At 62.0% G+C, this 14,252-nt stretch carries 11 protein-coding genes; 5 read left to right on the top strand and 6 right to left on the bottom strand.

Annotation, left to right across the window (positions count from 1 at the left end; genetic code table 11):
* The first annotated feature begins 65 nt into the window (after positions 1-65).
* Positions 66-680, top strand: coding sequence for a DedA family protein (locus QZL87_RS06175; protein ID WP_295325379.1), 615 nt, complete (start codon positions 66-68; stop codon positions 678-680).
* Positions 681-695: 15 nt separating this feature from the next.
* Here QZL87_RS06175 and QZL87_RS06170 read toward each other — a convergent pair whose 3' ends face one another.
* Positions 696-1,175, bottom strand: a complete 480-nt coding sequence (locus QZL87_RS06170) for an Lrp/AsnC family transcriptional regulator (RefSeq protein WP_295325375.1) — start codon at positions 1,173-1,175, stop codon at positions 696-698.
* 141 nt (positions 1,176-1,316) lie between these two features.
* On the opposite strand from QZL87_RS06170, the gene QZL87_RS06165 reads away from it, so the two are divergent.
* Positions 1,317-2,447 (top strand): diaminopropionate ammonia-lyase, encoded by a 1,131-nt coding sequence (locus QZL87_RS06165; RefSeq protein ID WP_295325369.1) that lies wholly within the window; start codon positions 1,317-1,319, stop codon positions 2,445-2,447.
* Between the two features lie 132 nt (positions 2,448-2,579).
* On the opposite strand, the gene QZL87_RS06160 is transcribed toward QZL87_RS06165, so the two are convergent.
* Positions 2,580-4,499, bottom strand: a complete 1,920-nt coding sequence (locus tag QZL87_RS06160) for a peptidase M61 (protein WP_295326769.1) — start codon at positions 4,497-4,499, stop codon at positions 2,580-2,582.
* A 59-nt stretch (positions 4,500-4,558) separates the two neighbouring features.
* On the opposite strand from QZL87_RS06160, the gene QZL87_RS06155 reads away from it, so the two are divergent.
* Complete coding sequence (locus QZL87_RS06155) at positions 4,559-4,774, top strand: hypothetical protein (protein WP_295325366.1); 216 nt, start codon at positions 4,559-4,561, stop codon at positions 4,772-4,774.
* Here QZL87_RS06155 and QZL87_RS06150 read toward each other — a convergent pair.
* Positions 4,755-7,241, bottom strand: coding sequence for a transketolase (locus QZL87_RS06150; protein ID WP_295325364.1), 2,487 nt, complete (start codon positions 7,239-7,241; stop codon positions 4,755-4,757). The genes QZL87_RS06155 and QZL87_RS06150 overlap by 20 nt on opposite strands.
* 238 nt (positions 7,242-7,479) lie before the next feature.
* On the opposite strand from QZL87_RS06150, the gene QZL87_RS06145 reads away from it, so the two are divergent.
* Complete coding sequence (locus QZL87_RS06145) at positions 7,480-9,357, top strand: alpha/beta fold hydrolase (RefSeq protein WP_295325362.1); 1,878 nt, start codon at positions 7,480-7,482, stop codon at positions 9,355-9,357.
* A gap of 8 nt (positions 9,358-9,365) precedes the next feature.
* Here QZL87_RS06145 and QZL87_RS06140 read toward each other — a convergent pair whose 3' ends face one another.
* A complete protein-coding gene (locus tag QZL87_RS06140; protein ID WP_295325359.1) occupies positions 9,366-10,337 on the bottom strand; it encodes a M20/M25/M40 family metallo-hydrolase in 972 nt (323 codons plus the stop codon).
* Here QZL87_RS06140 and QZL87_RS06135 point away from each other — a divergent pair.
* Positions 10,326-10,697 carry a hypothetical protein gene (locus QZL87_RS06135; protein ID WP_295325357.1) on the top strand — a complete coding sequence of 124 codons (372 nt, stop codon included), beginning with the start codon at positions 10,326-10,328 and terminating at the stop codon, positions 10,695-10,697. The two genes, QZL87_RS06140 and QZL87_RS06135, sit on opposite strands and share 12 nt — an antisense overlap.
* 42 nt (positions 10,698-10,739) lie before the next feature.
* Here the strand turns inward: QZL87_RS06135 and QZL87_RS06130 are convergent, their stop codons facing one another.
* Together QZL87_RS06130 and QZL87_RS06125 are read right to left on the bottom strand one after the other, a co-directional pair.
* The gene (locus QZL87_RS06130; RefSeq protein WP_295325353.1) at positions 10,740-13,616 is read right to left on the bottom strand and encodes a TonB-dependent receptor; all 2,877 of its coding nucleotides are present in this window, start codon (positions 13,614-13,616) and stop codon (positions 10,740-10,742) included.
* 137 nt (positions 13,617-13,753) lie between these two features.
* The gene (locus QZL87_RS06125; protein ID WP_295325350.1) at positions 13,754-14,179 is read right to left on the bottom strand and encodes a hypothetical protein; all 426 of its coding nucleotides are present in this window, start codon (positions 14,177-14,179) and stop codon (positions 13,754-13,756) included.
* Positions 14,180-14,252: the final 73 nt, after the last annotated feature.

Raw genomic sequence — 14,252 nt, 5'->3', positions numbered from 1 at the left:
CGAAAATGGCCGCTTCCGCGCCCCGCGACAAGCCGCGACGGCCTTGTTTCTGCTTGAGGATCATGATGTTCGACTGGCTCTTGGACGTTATCCGCGATTATGGCTACTTTGGCTTGTTTCTCTTGATGTTGCTCGAGAATATCTTTCCGCCGATCCCTTCCGAACTGATCGTTCCGCTCGCGGGTTTTGCCTGCGCGCGCGGAGAGATGGACCCGGCGCTCGTTTTGTTGGCGTCGACCGCAGGCAGCGTGGCAGGAGCCCTTCCCTGGTATTATCTCGGCCGGGCCTTCGGACGGCGGCGGACGATCTGGCTCATCAAGGTCGCGGGCCTTTGGCTCACGCTCAGCCTTGGCGAATTCCGTCGCGCCAAGCGACTGTTCGACCGCTTTGGCTGGATCGCTGTCCTCTTCGGGCGCCTTGTCCCGGCGGTGCGAACCCTGATTTCGGTGCCGGCCGGTCTCGCACCGATGGCGCTTGGCCGCTTTCTCATTCTGACGATAGTGGGGTCGGCGATGTGGAACACGATCCTGATTATCGCCGGCTACGTCCTCAAGGACCAATATGCTGAAGTAGAGCATTGGGTGAACCCGGTCACCAAAGCGGTCGTTCTGGGCGTCATCGCCATTTATGTCGTGCGGCTCGCCCTCAAGCTCCGGCAGCGCCGCGCCGCCGTCGCGTGAGGGTCTCGCCCCACCCTAGTCGCCCTCGTCGATCGCCACCGCCAGGCCGGTCTTGACGCGGCTGAGTACGACCGAAGTCCGGAATTTGCGGACTGCGCCGTCCTGGAACATCAGGCGCTGCACGACCTCTTCATATTCCTCGATGTCGCGCGCCGTGACGATGAGGATGAAATCGCTGTCGCCCGTCACATAATAGCATTGCTGGACCTCGGGCGCGGCCATCATGCGACGCTTGAAGTTGCTGACCACCTGGGCATTCTCCCGTTCCAGGCTGGCCTCGACGATGAAGGTCGCCATCTGCCCGACGCGCTTCGGGTCCACCACCGAGATATCCTGCAGGATTATCTTTTCCTTGCGCAGCCGCTTGGCGCGGCGCTGGATCGCCGAGGCCGAGAGGCCAATGGTTTCGGAGAGGCGGTCCGCGGACGTCAGATTATTTTCCTGAAGCGCGTTCAGGATCTGACGATCCAGCTTGTCGAGTTCGAGTTCGCTCATGTTTCCTCGCGCCGTTTTGATGCACCATTTCAATAAAAATTGCCGCAACTTCGCGTCGAGTCAAGCGATGGCGCCGCATATCGCGCACCGCTGTCGCTATTTTGTTCCGACAGAGCTGTTGCAGCAAAGGGGACGAACCGCATGCAAATCCACATCAATGAACTGGCATCGCGCGCCCCATATTCGGATGCCGAACGGGCAGTGACCAGTCTCGAAGATGCGCGCGACGCGCTTGCCGAGGTCGGGCGATGGCCGCGATATGCCCCCACGCCGCTGCGCGATTTGCCGGGAATGGCGAGCGAACTCGGCTTGGCGAAGGTGTGGATGAAAGATGAGTCGCAGCGGCTTGGTCAGAACAGTTTCAAAAGTCTCGGCGGCGCCTATGCAGCGACGCTGAAGGTCAGCGACATGGCGGACAAGCAGAATATCGTGCTCTGCACCGCCACGGAGGGCAATCACGGACGTTCGGTGGCCTATGCGGCGCAGCGCCTCGGCTGCAAGGCGGTCATTTTCATGCAGGAACATGCCCTCGATTATAAGGTCGCCGCGATCGAGGCGCTCGGTGCCACCGTGATCCGATCACCCGGAAATTACGACGATTCGGTCGTTATCGCCGCCGCCGCCGCGGAAAAAAACGGTTGGCTGCTGATCTCCGATACGAACGATGCCAGCGACCGAACCGTTCACCACGTGATGCACGGCTACGGCATCATGGCCCTCGAACTGCTTGACCAGTTTGAACCGGCCCGCTTTCCGACGCATGTTTTTCTCCAGGCGGGCGTCGGCGGCCTTGCAGCGGGGGTCATCGGAGTACTGAGCGAGAAGCTCGGAGCCGCCCGCCCTCAATTCGTCGTCGTTGAACCGGAAACGGCGGCCTGCGTTCTCGCCAGCGCCCAGGAAGGCCGCCCCGCGCAGTTGAAAGGCGATGTGTCGACGGTCATGCAAATGCTCGCCGTCGGGAACGCCTCGCCTGCCGCCTGGCCGATCCTCTCGATCCGCGCCGACGCCTTCATAACCGTGCGGGACGACGAGGCGATCCGCATCCGCCAACGCCTCCTCATGGGCGAATTCGGCTTGACATCCCATGATATCGGCCTGTCCGGCGTTGCCGGTCTTACCGGGCTTCATACGCTGATCGGTCACTCGTCGGAAGCGGCCGAACGGCTCGGGCTTGGCCCGGATTCGCGGGTTCTCGTCTTCGGCACCGAGGCCGGCCCTACAACCGCGACCGCCACCGCGCCGGCCGATGAACAGGCGGCACTCCAGCGCTGAGATGCACCGGCTCTGACCGCCTGCCGATGGTGAGTTTCCGAGCTCTCCAATGCTTATCGGCCATCGGCACGCTGCGCTCAGAGGCTCGGAGATCAAGCATCTTCGGGTCGCGTCTCTGAATGTCGATCACCCCTAAAGCGGCTTGAAAATCGCGCCGAGGCGATCGACCGAGCCCGGAACCGTCTCAAGCGCCGGATAATCCGCCCCGTCGGACACGGGTATTTTCTTCACACGAACCCGATTGTCATCGCGCACTGTGAGCGTAATCTCGCCTTTACGGGCGGCCGCCGCTTCGATCGCCTTGGCCAGAATCGCGGGGCTGTAGGTTTCACCGTCCACTGCAAGAATTTCGGCGCCGCTACTGAAACCGCCGAGAAACGCCGGGCCATTCCATCGCACCGTCCCGACGATGCCCGAGTGATCGACCACCATCCCGATCGAATAGCTGTGGTCGGACTGCTTCGCCTCGCTCTCTGACAACTGCTGAAATTTATTGGCTCGCGTGCGAAACACCGTCCGATAACCCGATCCATCGAGCGATCCCTGCAAATCCGTTCCGGTGCGATCGAGACGAAGGCGAAGCCAGCTTTCCCAGTCATACGGCCAGACTGCATGCAGCGCGGCGACGAGATCGTCGAAAGTGAACGTGCTGGTCGTCCGCCGCCCCGCCTCGCCGGCGAAGAAGGCGCGCATGAAATCGTCGAGCGAGCGCCTGCCTTGCGATTGTTCGCGGATGAGCAGGTCGGCCTCGAGCCACAGAAGAAGCCCTTCATCATAATAGTCGCGCACGGAACGCTGGTAGTCCGGCCACGGCAGGGGACGCTGCGTCGAGAAGATGGCGCTGTTCGTCGTATCAGCCAGCGATCGCCAGCTCCGGCCAGGCAACTGCGCGTAACTGGCTTGCGTCAGCGCCAGGAAATCATGTGCGTCAGCCTCGGACAACATACCTGCTCGGGTCGCCACCACCAAAGCATAGTAAGTCGTAAGCCCCTCATAGACCCAGAGCAATTCGTTGCGGGTCGGCGTGTTGAAGTCCGCGGTGAAGGTGAGTGCCGGTCGCCGGAATTTTCCGTTCCAGGCATGAACATATTCATGCGGCAGTAGCATGCGGGTCCAGGGAAGCGCGTCCCAGCGCGAGAAATAGCCGGAACTCGACCGGTTTTCGCTCGACTGCTCGTGCTCGGTTCCGCCGGCAGGTATCTTGTCGCTCAGCGACAGGAGAAAAACATAGCGGTCGAACGGCCGCGTACCGAACAAACGATCGCATTGCCGGATGATTTCCTTGTGGACCGCGATTTGCTGGTCACTCGCATTGACCGCGTCCGCCTTGTCCCCGAACACATCGAGAAAGACCGGTTGCTTGCCTCCATCGAGTTGATATCGCCGGTGATGCCGGCTTGCATAGAGCGGTGAATCGACGAGGTCGGCGACGGTGGTCGGCGCGAAATCGATAGCCGCCGCCCCCGGTTTCGCGGCGAGAGCCGTCGACCAGGACCAGCCTTCGGGCAGATCGATGCTCGCGTCGACCGGGATACGGCGCACATAATAGCCGGCCGGATAAAAGAGGAGACCGTTCCAGGGAAGGTTGAGGAAATCTCGGGTGAAGATGATCCGACCCTGCTTCGAATTCAGCGGCGCGAGCAAAGCATATTCCAGGACGATCTTCTGCACTCCCGACGGCACGTCGATATGAAAGGCCGCCATCTCGACCGGATCACGCCGCCAGGCCAGATTCTTGCCGCCCCCCGTCACGCGCAGTCCCGCCAGATTCTGGAGCGGCCCGCGCGGCGCATGATTGCCGGGCATCCACATCGGATACAGAAGTGTAATCGTTTCGCCGCCGTGCGTCGTTATGGTTTGCCGAGCCTGAATTATGCGCTGCTCGAAATTTCGGGCATCGATCTTCAGTTCGATCCGGCCCGGATAGGGAATATCGCGCGCTATCTCGCGCGCCGGCGGAAACGGTTGCTGCGTGGGTTCGGTCTTGGCCTCACCATTCTGGACCGACAGGCTCGCACCAAGAAGTAGAAATGATAATCCCCGGAATAGCATCTTCACCCTCGCTCCATTGTCAGTTCGACCGACGTCACCAAGATATTCGCTCTGACCGCTTGCTCGATCAGAAGCGCCTGCGCGGCACCTATCCCGTCCTGCCAAAGCCGCATTTCGAGACCCGCCTCGCGCCGTCGCGCTTCCATCGCCAGCGGCACCAGGCCGCGCTGCGCGAACAGCCCCACAAGCCGGGGCACAAGTCCGGGATCGAGCGGGCCTTCGATGCGGTATTGGGCGATCTGACCCGCTCTCCGCTCAGCCTGCATCGCGATTAGCCTTGAGGATGTAATGTTCGGCAAAGCCATCGAAAATCGCATCGCGATCAAGCCCGTGGATACGATAGAGGTCTTCCAGGCTGCCGGTTTGGCCAAAGCTTTCGACGCCGAGAGGGGTGACTCTATGGCCGCGCACGCTGCCGAGCCAACTCAACGCGGCCGGCGCGCCATCACAAAGGGTCACGAGACATGCCCTATCGGAAAGCGGCGCGAGCAAACGGTCGATATGGCTGGCGTCCGCACCAGCGCCGCGCCAACGCGCCGAGCGCGCAGATGTCCAGCCTTGGTGAAGGCGTTGCGGCGAGGTCGCGACCAGAAGTCCAAGGCCAGGAATGTCATCGACCAGTTCCGACCATGCCGCAATCGCTTCGGGCAACATCGCCCCCATTGCGACGATCGCGCCATCGGCGCCATCTCCGGGCGCCCGAAGCCAGTATGCGCCGGCCAACGTTCCCTCTCGCCAGCTCTCGTCTGTCCGTTGCGGTTGCTGAAGCGAGCGCGTGGTCAGCCGCAGATAGACCGAGCCGCCCTCGTCCGCCTGCACATGGTTGAGGCTCCATTCAAAGATCGCGGCGAGTTCGTCGGCGAAGGCCGGCTCGAACATGGTCAGTCCCGGCTGTCCCATCGCGATCAGCGGCGTATTGATCGACTGGTGGGCGCCGCCTTCGCGGCCGAGCGTCAGGCCGGACGGCGTGGCCACGAGAATGAAGCGCGCATCCTGATAGCAACCGTAGTTGAGCGCATCGAGCCCCCGCGCGATAAACGGGTCATAGACGGTTCCGATAGGAATGAGCCGTCCCCCGAAGAGCGGCGCCGATAGTCCGAGAGCCGTCAGCATGAGGAAAAGGTTGTTCTCGGCGATACCGAGTTCCAGATGCTGGCCGGCGGGATTCGCGCCCCATTTTTGCGGCGACGGCACCTGGTGAAGCCGGAAGACGTCATTCGCCGCCTCGCGCCGGAACAGTCCCCGCTGGTTCACCCACGGCCCCAGGTTTGTGGAGACGGTCACGTCGGGCGATGTCGTCACGATCCGATCGGCAATCGGGTGCCCCGATCGCGCGAGATCGTTCAACAGCTTGCCGAACACGACCTGGGTGGACTGCGTATCGTGTGTGACACGAAGCGTCGGAGCGACGACCGGTTCGCAATGCGGCGGATCACGCCGCACGGCCAGCGCCGAACGCTCGAGCAGGCCGCGGAGCGCGCCGGCGACATTGTCGCCAAGTCCGGCAAACGGAGCCCACTCCTCCCCTTCTGCAATATGCATCGACTGCCGCAGCGCATCGATCTGCGCGCGCGTCATCAGTCCGGCGTGATTGTCCTTGTGTCCGGCGAGGGGCAGTCCATGCCCCTTGATCGTATAGGCGATGAACAGGGTCGGCCGTTCATCGTCCGCGGCTGCGAAAGCGGCTGCGATGGTTTCGGGGCAATGGCCGCCGAGATTGGTCATCACGGCAGCAAGGCCGTCGTCGTCGAAGCTGTGCACAAGGTCCAGAGCCAGCCGGTTATCGCCAAGATCGGCGGTCAGGCGTTCGCGCCACGCCGCCCCTCCGCGATAGGTCAGGGCCGCGAAGTCGGCGTTGGGACAGCGATCGATCCAGTCGGCCAAAGCATCGCCACCCGGCCGCTGAAACAGTTCGCGCTGGCGCTTGCCATGCTTGAGCGTGATGACCCGCCAGCCGCATGTTTCAAAAATATCGTCGAAGCGGCGGAACATGCGATCTGCCGTCGTCGCATCGAGCGACTGCCGGTTATAGTCGACGATCCACCAGCAGTTCCGCAATTCATGTTTGTAACCCTCGATCAGGCATTCGTAGATATTGCCTTCGTCGAGTTCGGCGTCACCCATAAGAGCGATCATGCGGCCGGGCGAACCGTTCGCAAAACGGCCGTGCGCGAGCAGATAGTCCTGAACAAGGCTCGCAAAGGCGGTAATCGCGACGCCCAGTCCGACCGAGCCGGTAGAAAAATCGACCGGAATGCAGTCCTTCGTCCGCGAAGGATAGCTTTGCGCGCCGCCTAAATCCCGGAAGCGTTTCAGTTGATCGAGGCTTTGCTGACCGAGCAGGTAATGGAGCGCATGCAGCAACGGCGCCGCGTGCGGCTTCACCGCCACCTTGTCTTCGGGTCGCAGCGCGCACGCATATAATACCGCCATGAGCGTCGACATCGACGCGCACGAGGCCTGATGGCCGCCGACCTTGATGCCGTCGTCATTCCCGCGAAGGAAATTCGCGTGATGGATCGTCCAGCTCGAGAGCCAGCGCAGCCGCGCATCGAGAGCTTCCAGCAGTTCAAATAACTGTCCGGTCTCGGCCGCTTCGAGAGGCCTCGGGTCAGGTCGGTCCGGAAGATCGCGCGAATAGCAGGTCATGCTCCCAAAATAGCGGTCCGTGCAGGTCACCTCGGGCAAATTGAAACCCAATGACGCAGAATCGCCGCGCACAATCGGGATCGCGCACTGCATCGCAGCGAAGGCCGCGCCTGCGTTCCAGAATCAGGCCGATCCTGTACCACCACCGACGAAATTCTGCGGTAAGTGGCCGCGCTTCGCGCAAATCGGGCTTTTCGCGGACCTAGGATCACCGGAGACACCTACAATCTACAATATTGGAGGCTTCATGATCCGGTCCGTTTTTCTCTCGTCAGCCTTGGCCTTGATTTTTGCTGCGCCGATTTCCGCGCAGGGCGGCGATGCCGCCTCGTTGGTATATGACGGAATCCCCGCCGTCCCCGAGGGCATCGAGACGGACCTGCAAACATATCAGAATACGCGCTCGGCGACGTTCCAGGGCTGGACCGAGGCCGGGGGCATTCTGATCCGCACCCGCTTTGGCGAAACGGCGCAACTGCATCGCGTCGCGGCGCCTGGCGCCGCCCGCGAACAGATCACCTTTTTCGAGGAGCCGGTTCGCAACGCGACATCCGCTCCCGCGGGAGACCGCTACATCTTCGCGAAGGACGTCGGTGGCCGCGAACTATATCAGGGTTATCTTTTCGACAGCGCCGGAATCAGGACGCTCATTACCGACCCGGGCACCCGCAATGACGCCTTCACATTTTCGCGGGACGGCAAGCGAATTGCGTGGACGCGCGCCACACCGGGACGATCGGACTGGGACATCCTGCTCATGGAGGGCGGCGACATCACGACGCGCCGCGTCGTAGCGACAGGACCGGGCGTGATCGCTCCGCTCGACTTCTCGCCCGATGGCCGGAAGATTCTTCTCCATCGTTATATTTCAGCGACCGCTTCGGAGCGCTATATCCTCGACCTCGACAGCGGCAAGACCCGGCAGATCAATCCTTCGGACACGGAAATCTCCTATGTCGGCGGGCGGTTCACCCCGGACGGCGAAGGCGTGCTCGTGCTTTCGGACCAGGACGCCGAATATACGCGGCTGGTGCGTTTCGATGTCGGCACCGGAAAATCCGCCCTGCTTTCGCCTGCGGACCTCGCCTGGGACGTCGAGGGCTATGACCTCACCAAGGTGTCGGCGTTCGACGTCTCGCCGAACGGTCGATTGCTGGCCTATTCCATCAATGAAGATGCACGGTCGCGCATGGTTCTCATCGACCTCGTCAATGGCAAGAAGCTTCCGGTGCCGGACCTCGGCGAGGTCGTCCTGCGAAAACTGCGCTTCTCTCCCGACGGGACGAGGATCGGCATGACCGTATCCGCCGGCGATGCCGAATCCGACGTCTGGACGTGGGACCATAAGCGCAAATCGCTCGAACGCTGGACCTTCAGCGAGATGGGCGACCTGGCATCGGGGCAGCTGCCGATGACCTCCGTCATCCGCTTCCCCTCATTCGACGGACGGTCGATCCCGGCGATCGTCTATCGCGCCAAATCGCCGCCGCCCGGCAAGCGCCCGGTGCTGATCGTCGTGCATGGCGGGCCGGAAGCCCAGATGCGTCCGAGCTTCGATGCCACCTTCGCATATTTCGTCGACAAGCTCGGGGCCGTGATCGTGGCGCCCAATATCCGCGGATCGACCGGCTATGGCCGCAGCTTCACAAATCTCGACAACGGATTGAAGCGGGAAGACGCGGTCAAGGACATCGGCGCCCTCCTCGACTGGATCGCGGCGCAGAGCGATCTCGACCCCTCGCGCGTTGTTATTTATGGCGCTTCCTATGGTGGCTATGTCACCCTTGCCTCGCTTGCCTATTATGATGCCCGTCTTGCCGGCGCGATCGACGAGGTGGGAATTTCCAACTGGTCCACCTTCCTCAAGACGACCGAAGGCTATCGACGCGACTCGCGGCGGGCCGAATATGGCGACGAACGGGATCCGGAGATGCAGGCATTTTTCGACCGCATCTCTCCCCTCAACATGACCGGGCGGATGACCAAGCCGCTTCTCGTGATCCAGGGCGCCAACGACCCGCGTGTCCCACGCACCGAGGCCGAGCAGGTCGTCGCCAAGCTTCGCGCCGCCGGGCGCGAAGTCTGGTATCTTCTCGCCAAGGACGAAGGCCATGGGTTCCGCAAAAAGGCAAACCAGGATGCGGCGGCGGCGGTGCAGACGATGTTTCTGCGCCGCGCCTTCGGCCTCGACGATGCCGGAAAGAAATAGGCCGGCGCTTATTCGCCCGGAGCGGCGCGCTTTTGCAGCAGCGGCTCACCGGCGCCGTCGACCCCCACGAGCGCGAGCACCGTAAGCGCGGCACGCTGAGCTCCGATCCACGGATCGACAGGACGATACCATTCGCCAAGCGAATGGAAATCGCCCCCCTCGCCGCCCCCGGGCAATGTGATCGCGGGAATGCCGTGGGCAATCGGAACATTGCTGTCGGTGCTGCTGTTGGCCAGTTTCGGCACGGCACCGCCGATACGTGCAGCGGCAAGCGCGACTTGCACGATATTCGAATTGTCCGGTGTGGCGCCCCCCGGCCGGTCGCCGATCAGCGTGCGCGTCACCGCAATCCTGTTCGAGTTCCACCGCCGATTTTCCGCAGCAACGCCAGCGTCGACCGCGGCCATCGCCTGGCCTTCCAAGGCAGTCAGATTTTCACCGCTGTCCGATCGCAGATCGATTTCGATCGTCGCCTTTCCCGCGATGGCGTTGACCGAAGTGCCTCCCTTCGCAACACCGACGGTAAAGGTCGTGCGCGGCTCGGTGGGCGGTACGATGTCCCCGATGGCGGCGATAGCGCGGCCCATTGCATGCACCGCGCTCGGTCGGCCGAAGTCGAGAAAACTGTGCCCGCCTTCGCCCGAAAATTCGATGCGCCACCGCCGGCTGGCCGTTCCCCGCGAAACGATCCGCGACAAGTCGATCCCGTCGATCGATATAAATCCGTCGATGGCCGGATTATCGCGTACGATGGCCTTTACGCCCCTGAGATCGCCTTCGCCTTCCTCACCGACAGTCCCGACGAACAGAATGTCGCCGAGGGTAGCTATTTTGCTTTCCTGAAACGCTCGCGCGACGGCAATGACGACGGCAAGCCCCCGCGCATCATCGCCGAGACCGGGACCATGGAGGCGGCCATCGCGCTCCTTCACCTTGACGTCGGTTCCTTCGGGAAACACGGTATCGAGATGCGCCGACAATATGAGCGTCGGCGCCGATCCGGAGCGGAGGCCTGCCCGGCGCGCGATCACATTGCCTTCGCTGTCGACCCGTGCGTCCAGACCCAAGGATTTCAGCCGCGACTGAAAGGCGAGCGCGCGCGCTTGTTCCTTGAAGGGCGGCGCCGGGATTTCGGCAAGCTCGCGTTGCTCGCGCAGGCTGAGATCGTCGTGGCGCTTCACATGATCGAGCACCAGCCTGACCGATGGCAGGGACGAAATCGAGGCGACCTTTGCCTGGACCGGCGTTTCGGCACCCTGGGCCGCGACCGGGCACACGAAAAATACCGCAGCGAGAAAAGGCAAGCGAAGGATCACACAGGTTTCCCGGAAAGACGATGAGGCGATATTGGTGGAGCGACAAACGCCGCCCCACCTCCCAGTTCAGTATTTGAAGCGGACCCCCACCGTATAGGCGCGGCCGATGACATCATAAAGCCCGCTTCCCTGGATCGGAATCTGGAAGTCCTGCGGATGGACCGGAGGGTCGGTATCGAGAAGATTGTTCACGACGCCGTAGATCTGGACCATCCGGTTTCCGGTGTTCAGGATATCGAGGCTGGCGGAAGCCGTCAGATAATAGCGGGCCGGAATCCTGTTGTTCGCGAGGTTCAATGCGCCATCCTGATTATAGTCGATATTATATTTGCCGGCGCTGACGAAGCGCCCGCCAAGATAAGCGTTGAACGGCCCGCGCGAGTAGGAGGCATGGGTCGAAAACTGCCAGTTCGGCTGCCGAAAGCTGTTGTTATTGCCGTTCTCGCCGACGCGGTCGATTTTGGCGATGGTGGTCGTTTGCGACAATTCGGTTGGATGCGTTGCCACGATTCCGAGACTCACATCGCCTCCCAACGCCGCGAAACGGTACCGCGCTTCTATGTCCCAGCCCGTCGACCGGAATTGGTTGATGTTGACGTTGGTGCCGCGCAGTTCGACCGGCACGCCATTCTCGAAAGTGAAGAGCGCGCATATTTCCTGATTCCCGTCGGTGCACGCATCGATCAGTTGCTGCGGCGTGCCGGCCGCGGCGGCGATCGCGCCCTTCAACTTGATGTCATACCAGTCCACCGACAGCTGGAAACCGGGAATGAAGGCGGGCTCGATCACGCCGCCCAGGATCAGGGTATCGGCTTTTTCCGGCGTCAGATTGATGTTGCCGCCTCGAAAGCGCGGGAACTGAACCGTCGTTCCGTTGGTGAAAACGCTCACAGTCGAGCGATTGCCTGCCGTGAACAGTTCGTTCACGTTGGGCGCTCGAATGTCGCGCGAGCGCACGCCGCGAAGACGCAGCCCGTCGAAGACCGACCAGGTCACCCCGATTTTCCAGGTGGTCGCATCGAAATCGCGCTTGGCGGTACCCGGGGCCGGAAAGGTCACAGGACCCTCGGCCGTATAAAAGGAGTGACGAATTGCACCGAGCAATTCGAGATTCCGGGCAATCGGCGAGTTCGACAAGAGAGGCACGACCGTCTGGCCATAGAGTTCGGTGACGCTGACCTTGCCGGTGAGCGCCGAAGCGGTCTGGCCGAGGAAGAATCCTCCGGCCTGCGAGACAGGATCGGAAATCTGGGCGATCTTGTCGCTGCGATATTCCGCGCCGAAAGCCACCGAAACCGGTCCGGCCCAGGTCGAGAACGGATCACCGGTCACGTTGAGCGAGCCGACATGCTCCTCGATACGCGTGCGCCGCGTGGCATCACCGTGAATATAGTCCAGCGCAGCCTGATCGGGCGCCCCTTCGCCGAACAGGTTGAGCGGTCGGCATGCCGCGTCGTCATTCGTCGCCACCGCATCGGCGTTGATGCGGCAAGTCGCGACATTTCCGACGAGAACCGAGTCGACGGCATTGGCGAGCCGCGCCGTGTAGATCGTATCCTTTGCCAGCGCATCCTCGGTGCTTTGACCATATTGATAATAGGCCTGCCATTTGAACTTGCCGAGATCGCCGCGCACGCCAGCGACCGCGCGAATGGTCTCGAACACGCTCTTGCCCTGCACGAACCCGAAGTCGGTATTGTAGCGGCCCATCTTGAAGCTGGTTTCGCCGGCACCTTCCATGAGGCCGCGGATATTGTCCGGCAGGTATGCATTGTCGATCGAGATCGTGAACGGGGCACCGAATATGATGCCGGCATCATGCGCAAAGGCCGTCGGCGAACGGCCGGTGATCTTCGAATAGGAGCCCTCGGCGAACAGCGTAACGGCATCCGAGACATCGAATGACAGACGGCCGAAACCCGCATAGCGTTCGACCGGCTGTTCGATCGGGACGTAGAGGCCCGGCGACACACCCGAACCGCCGGACATGCTCTGGCCGGCAACCGTCGTGCCCGTGGGAGACACTGCAAAGGACGCAGGGTTGAAATACTGACCGGGTACGAAAGGCCGTGAAACGCCTCCCGGGCCGAAGTCGGTGCCGCGCGCCACCCCGCTCAGGATCAGGCCGCCCAGCGTCGCGCTCGACGACTGGAAGTCGGGCGCAAGAATGAACTGATATTGACCATTCCCCTCTGCATAGGCCGGGTTCCTGATCAAGCCATATTGCTTCGCCGACCAGTCACGGTCCGCCTGCAGGAGAATCCCTTCGTTGCGATACCATTCGCCGCCCACAAGGATGCGGGCGCGGTCATCGGCAAAGGAGGTTCCCCATGCAAGGGAGGCAAGATAATTGGCATGATCGCCCTCGTCGGCGATGCCCGCCTGAACATTGCCTTCGAAGCCGTCGAGGCGATCCTTGAGCACGACGTTGATGACGCCGGCGACGGCGTCGGAACCCCAGTCTGCCGATGCGCCACCCGAGACGATTTCGACACGCTGGATCAGCGAACTCGGGATGACGTCGACATTCATCCCCGTTCCCGTCGAACTCGGAACGTGGCGACGCCCATCCACCAGCACGAGAGTCCGGGTGCTGCCGAGGCCGCGAAGGTTGAATGTCGTGCCGGCAACGCCGGAATAGCCCTGCGTGAAAGCCGTCGGGCTATTCAGCTCGCTCTGGGTCGGCATCAATTTGCTGAGTTGCCCGACGCTGGTCACCGCGTTGTTCTTGATGAGCGTATCGTCGATGACGGTGGTGGGGTTCGGGGCATCGAAACCTTCGCGGATGACGCGCGACGACGCGGTCACCACGATCTCTTCGTCCGAAGCTGGCCTGGTACCATCGCTCGACGTTTGGGCCATCGCCGGCCAGGATGCGACAAGTGCCGTGGCACTTGCGCAGCCCCACAACAGCTGCCGGGTGAGTTTTGTCGTATCGGTCATTTCCAATCCCCCTTCATGTTTCCATTACGGTAAGACGTTGGAAACGCGATGTGCGGCGAACTAGACCTCAGTGGCGCCGGAGAATGGCATCAAAAAAGCATTTTACGCAGTTTTCCCGCTCAGCTTTTTTCCACGCCCTATGCTGTCCGGCATGATCGGCTGGGCGCTGAACGAACGGTATCGCGCGGGCGCACAACAGACGCAGCAACTCGCTTGGGCGCACTGGACTTGCCGGCTGGAATCAACGGTCGCCCTGCCACATCGGTCAATTCGACCGCCCGAACCTCCTTCACCGCTTCGACGCGAGCGAGAAGCTGGCGGGGCAGATCGTAATGCAGCCCGTCCAAGGTAATCTCGATCTGCTGCCACTTGCCAGCCCGGTCCAGTTGCACGTCGACAGGACGTAGAGCGTGCCGGGCTAGCATGGCGAGCAGGCGTGCCAAAAGCGCGGGGCAATGGAGGCCTTCAACCCTCAGATAGGTGAGGCTTTCGCGCGGACACTTGGGCATCACGATGGCCTTGTCTCGAGCGCCAGGATTCATTCGCGGCATTTTCGTCACCATCCGAAGCGCGCAAATGCCGCCGGATACCCCGCCGAGACATGAGGTTGCCGTCGCAGTTGACAAAGATGTCGGC

Source organism: uncultured Sphingopyxis sp. (assembly GCF_900078365.1).
Classification (GTDB): Bacteria; Pseudomonadota; Alphaproteobacteria; order Sphingomonadales; family Sphingomonadaceae; genus Sphingopyxis.
The sequence above is the reverse complement of the archived record's forward strand: the minus strand, read 5'-3'. Positions and strand labels throughout refer to the sequence as shown.

Excerpts from the sequence above, each read along its gene's own strand:
- QZL87_RS06175 (WP_295325379.1), top strand. The coding sequence starts at position 66 with ATGTTCGACTGGCTCTTGGACGTTATCCGCGATTATGGCTACTTTGGC.
- QZL87_RS06170 (WP_295325375.1), bottom strand. The coding sequence starts at position 1,175 with ATGAGCGAACTCGAACTCGACAAGCTGGATCGTCAGATCCTGAACGCG.
- QZL87_RS06165 (WP_295325369.1), top strand. The coding sequence starts at position 1,317 with ATGCAAATCCACATCAATGAACTGGCATCGCGCGCCCCATATTCGGAT.
- QZL87_RS06160 (WP_295326769.1), bottom strand. The coding sequence starts at position 4,499 with ATGCTATTCCGGGGATTATCATTTCTACTTCTTGGTGCGAGCCTGTCG.
- QZL87_RS06150 (WP_295325364.1), bottom strand. The coding sequence starts at position 7,241 with ATGCAGTGCGCGATCCCGATTGTGCGCGGCGATTCTGCGTCATTGGGT.
- QZL87_RS06135 (WP_295325357.1), top strand. The coding sequence starts at position 10,326 with ATGCGCCGACAATATGAGCGTCGGCGCCGATCCGGAGCGGAGGCCTGC.
- QZL87_RS06130 (WP_295325353.1), bottom strand. The coding sequence starts at position 13,616 with ATGACCGATACGACAAAACTCACCCGGCAGCTGTTGTGGGGCTGCGCA.
- QZL87_RS06125 (WP_295325350.1), bottom strand. The coding sequence starts at position 14,179 with ATGGTGACGAAAATGCCGCGAATGAATCCTGGCGCTCGAGACAAGGCC.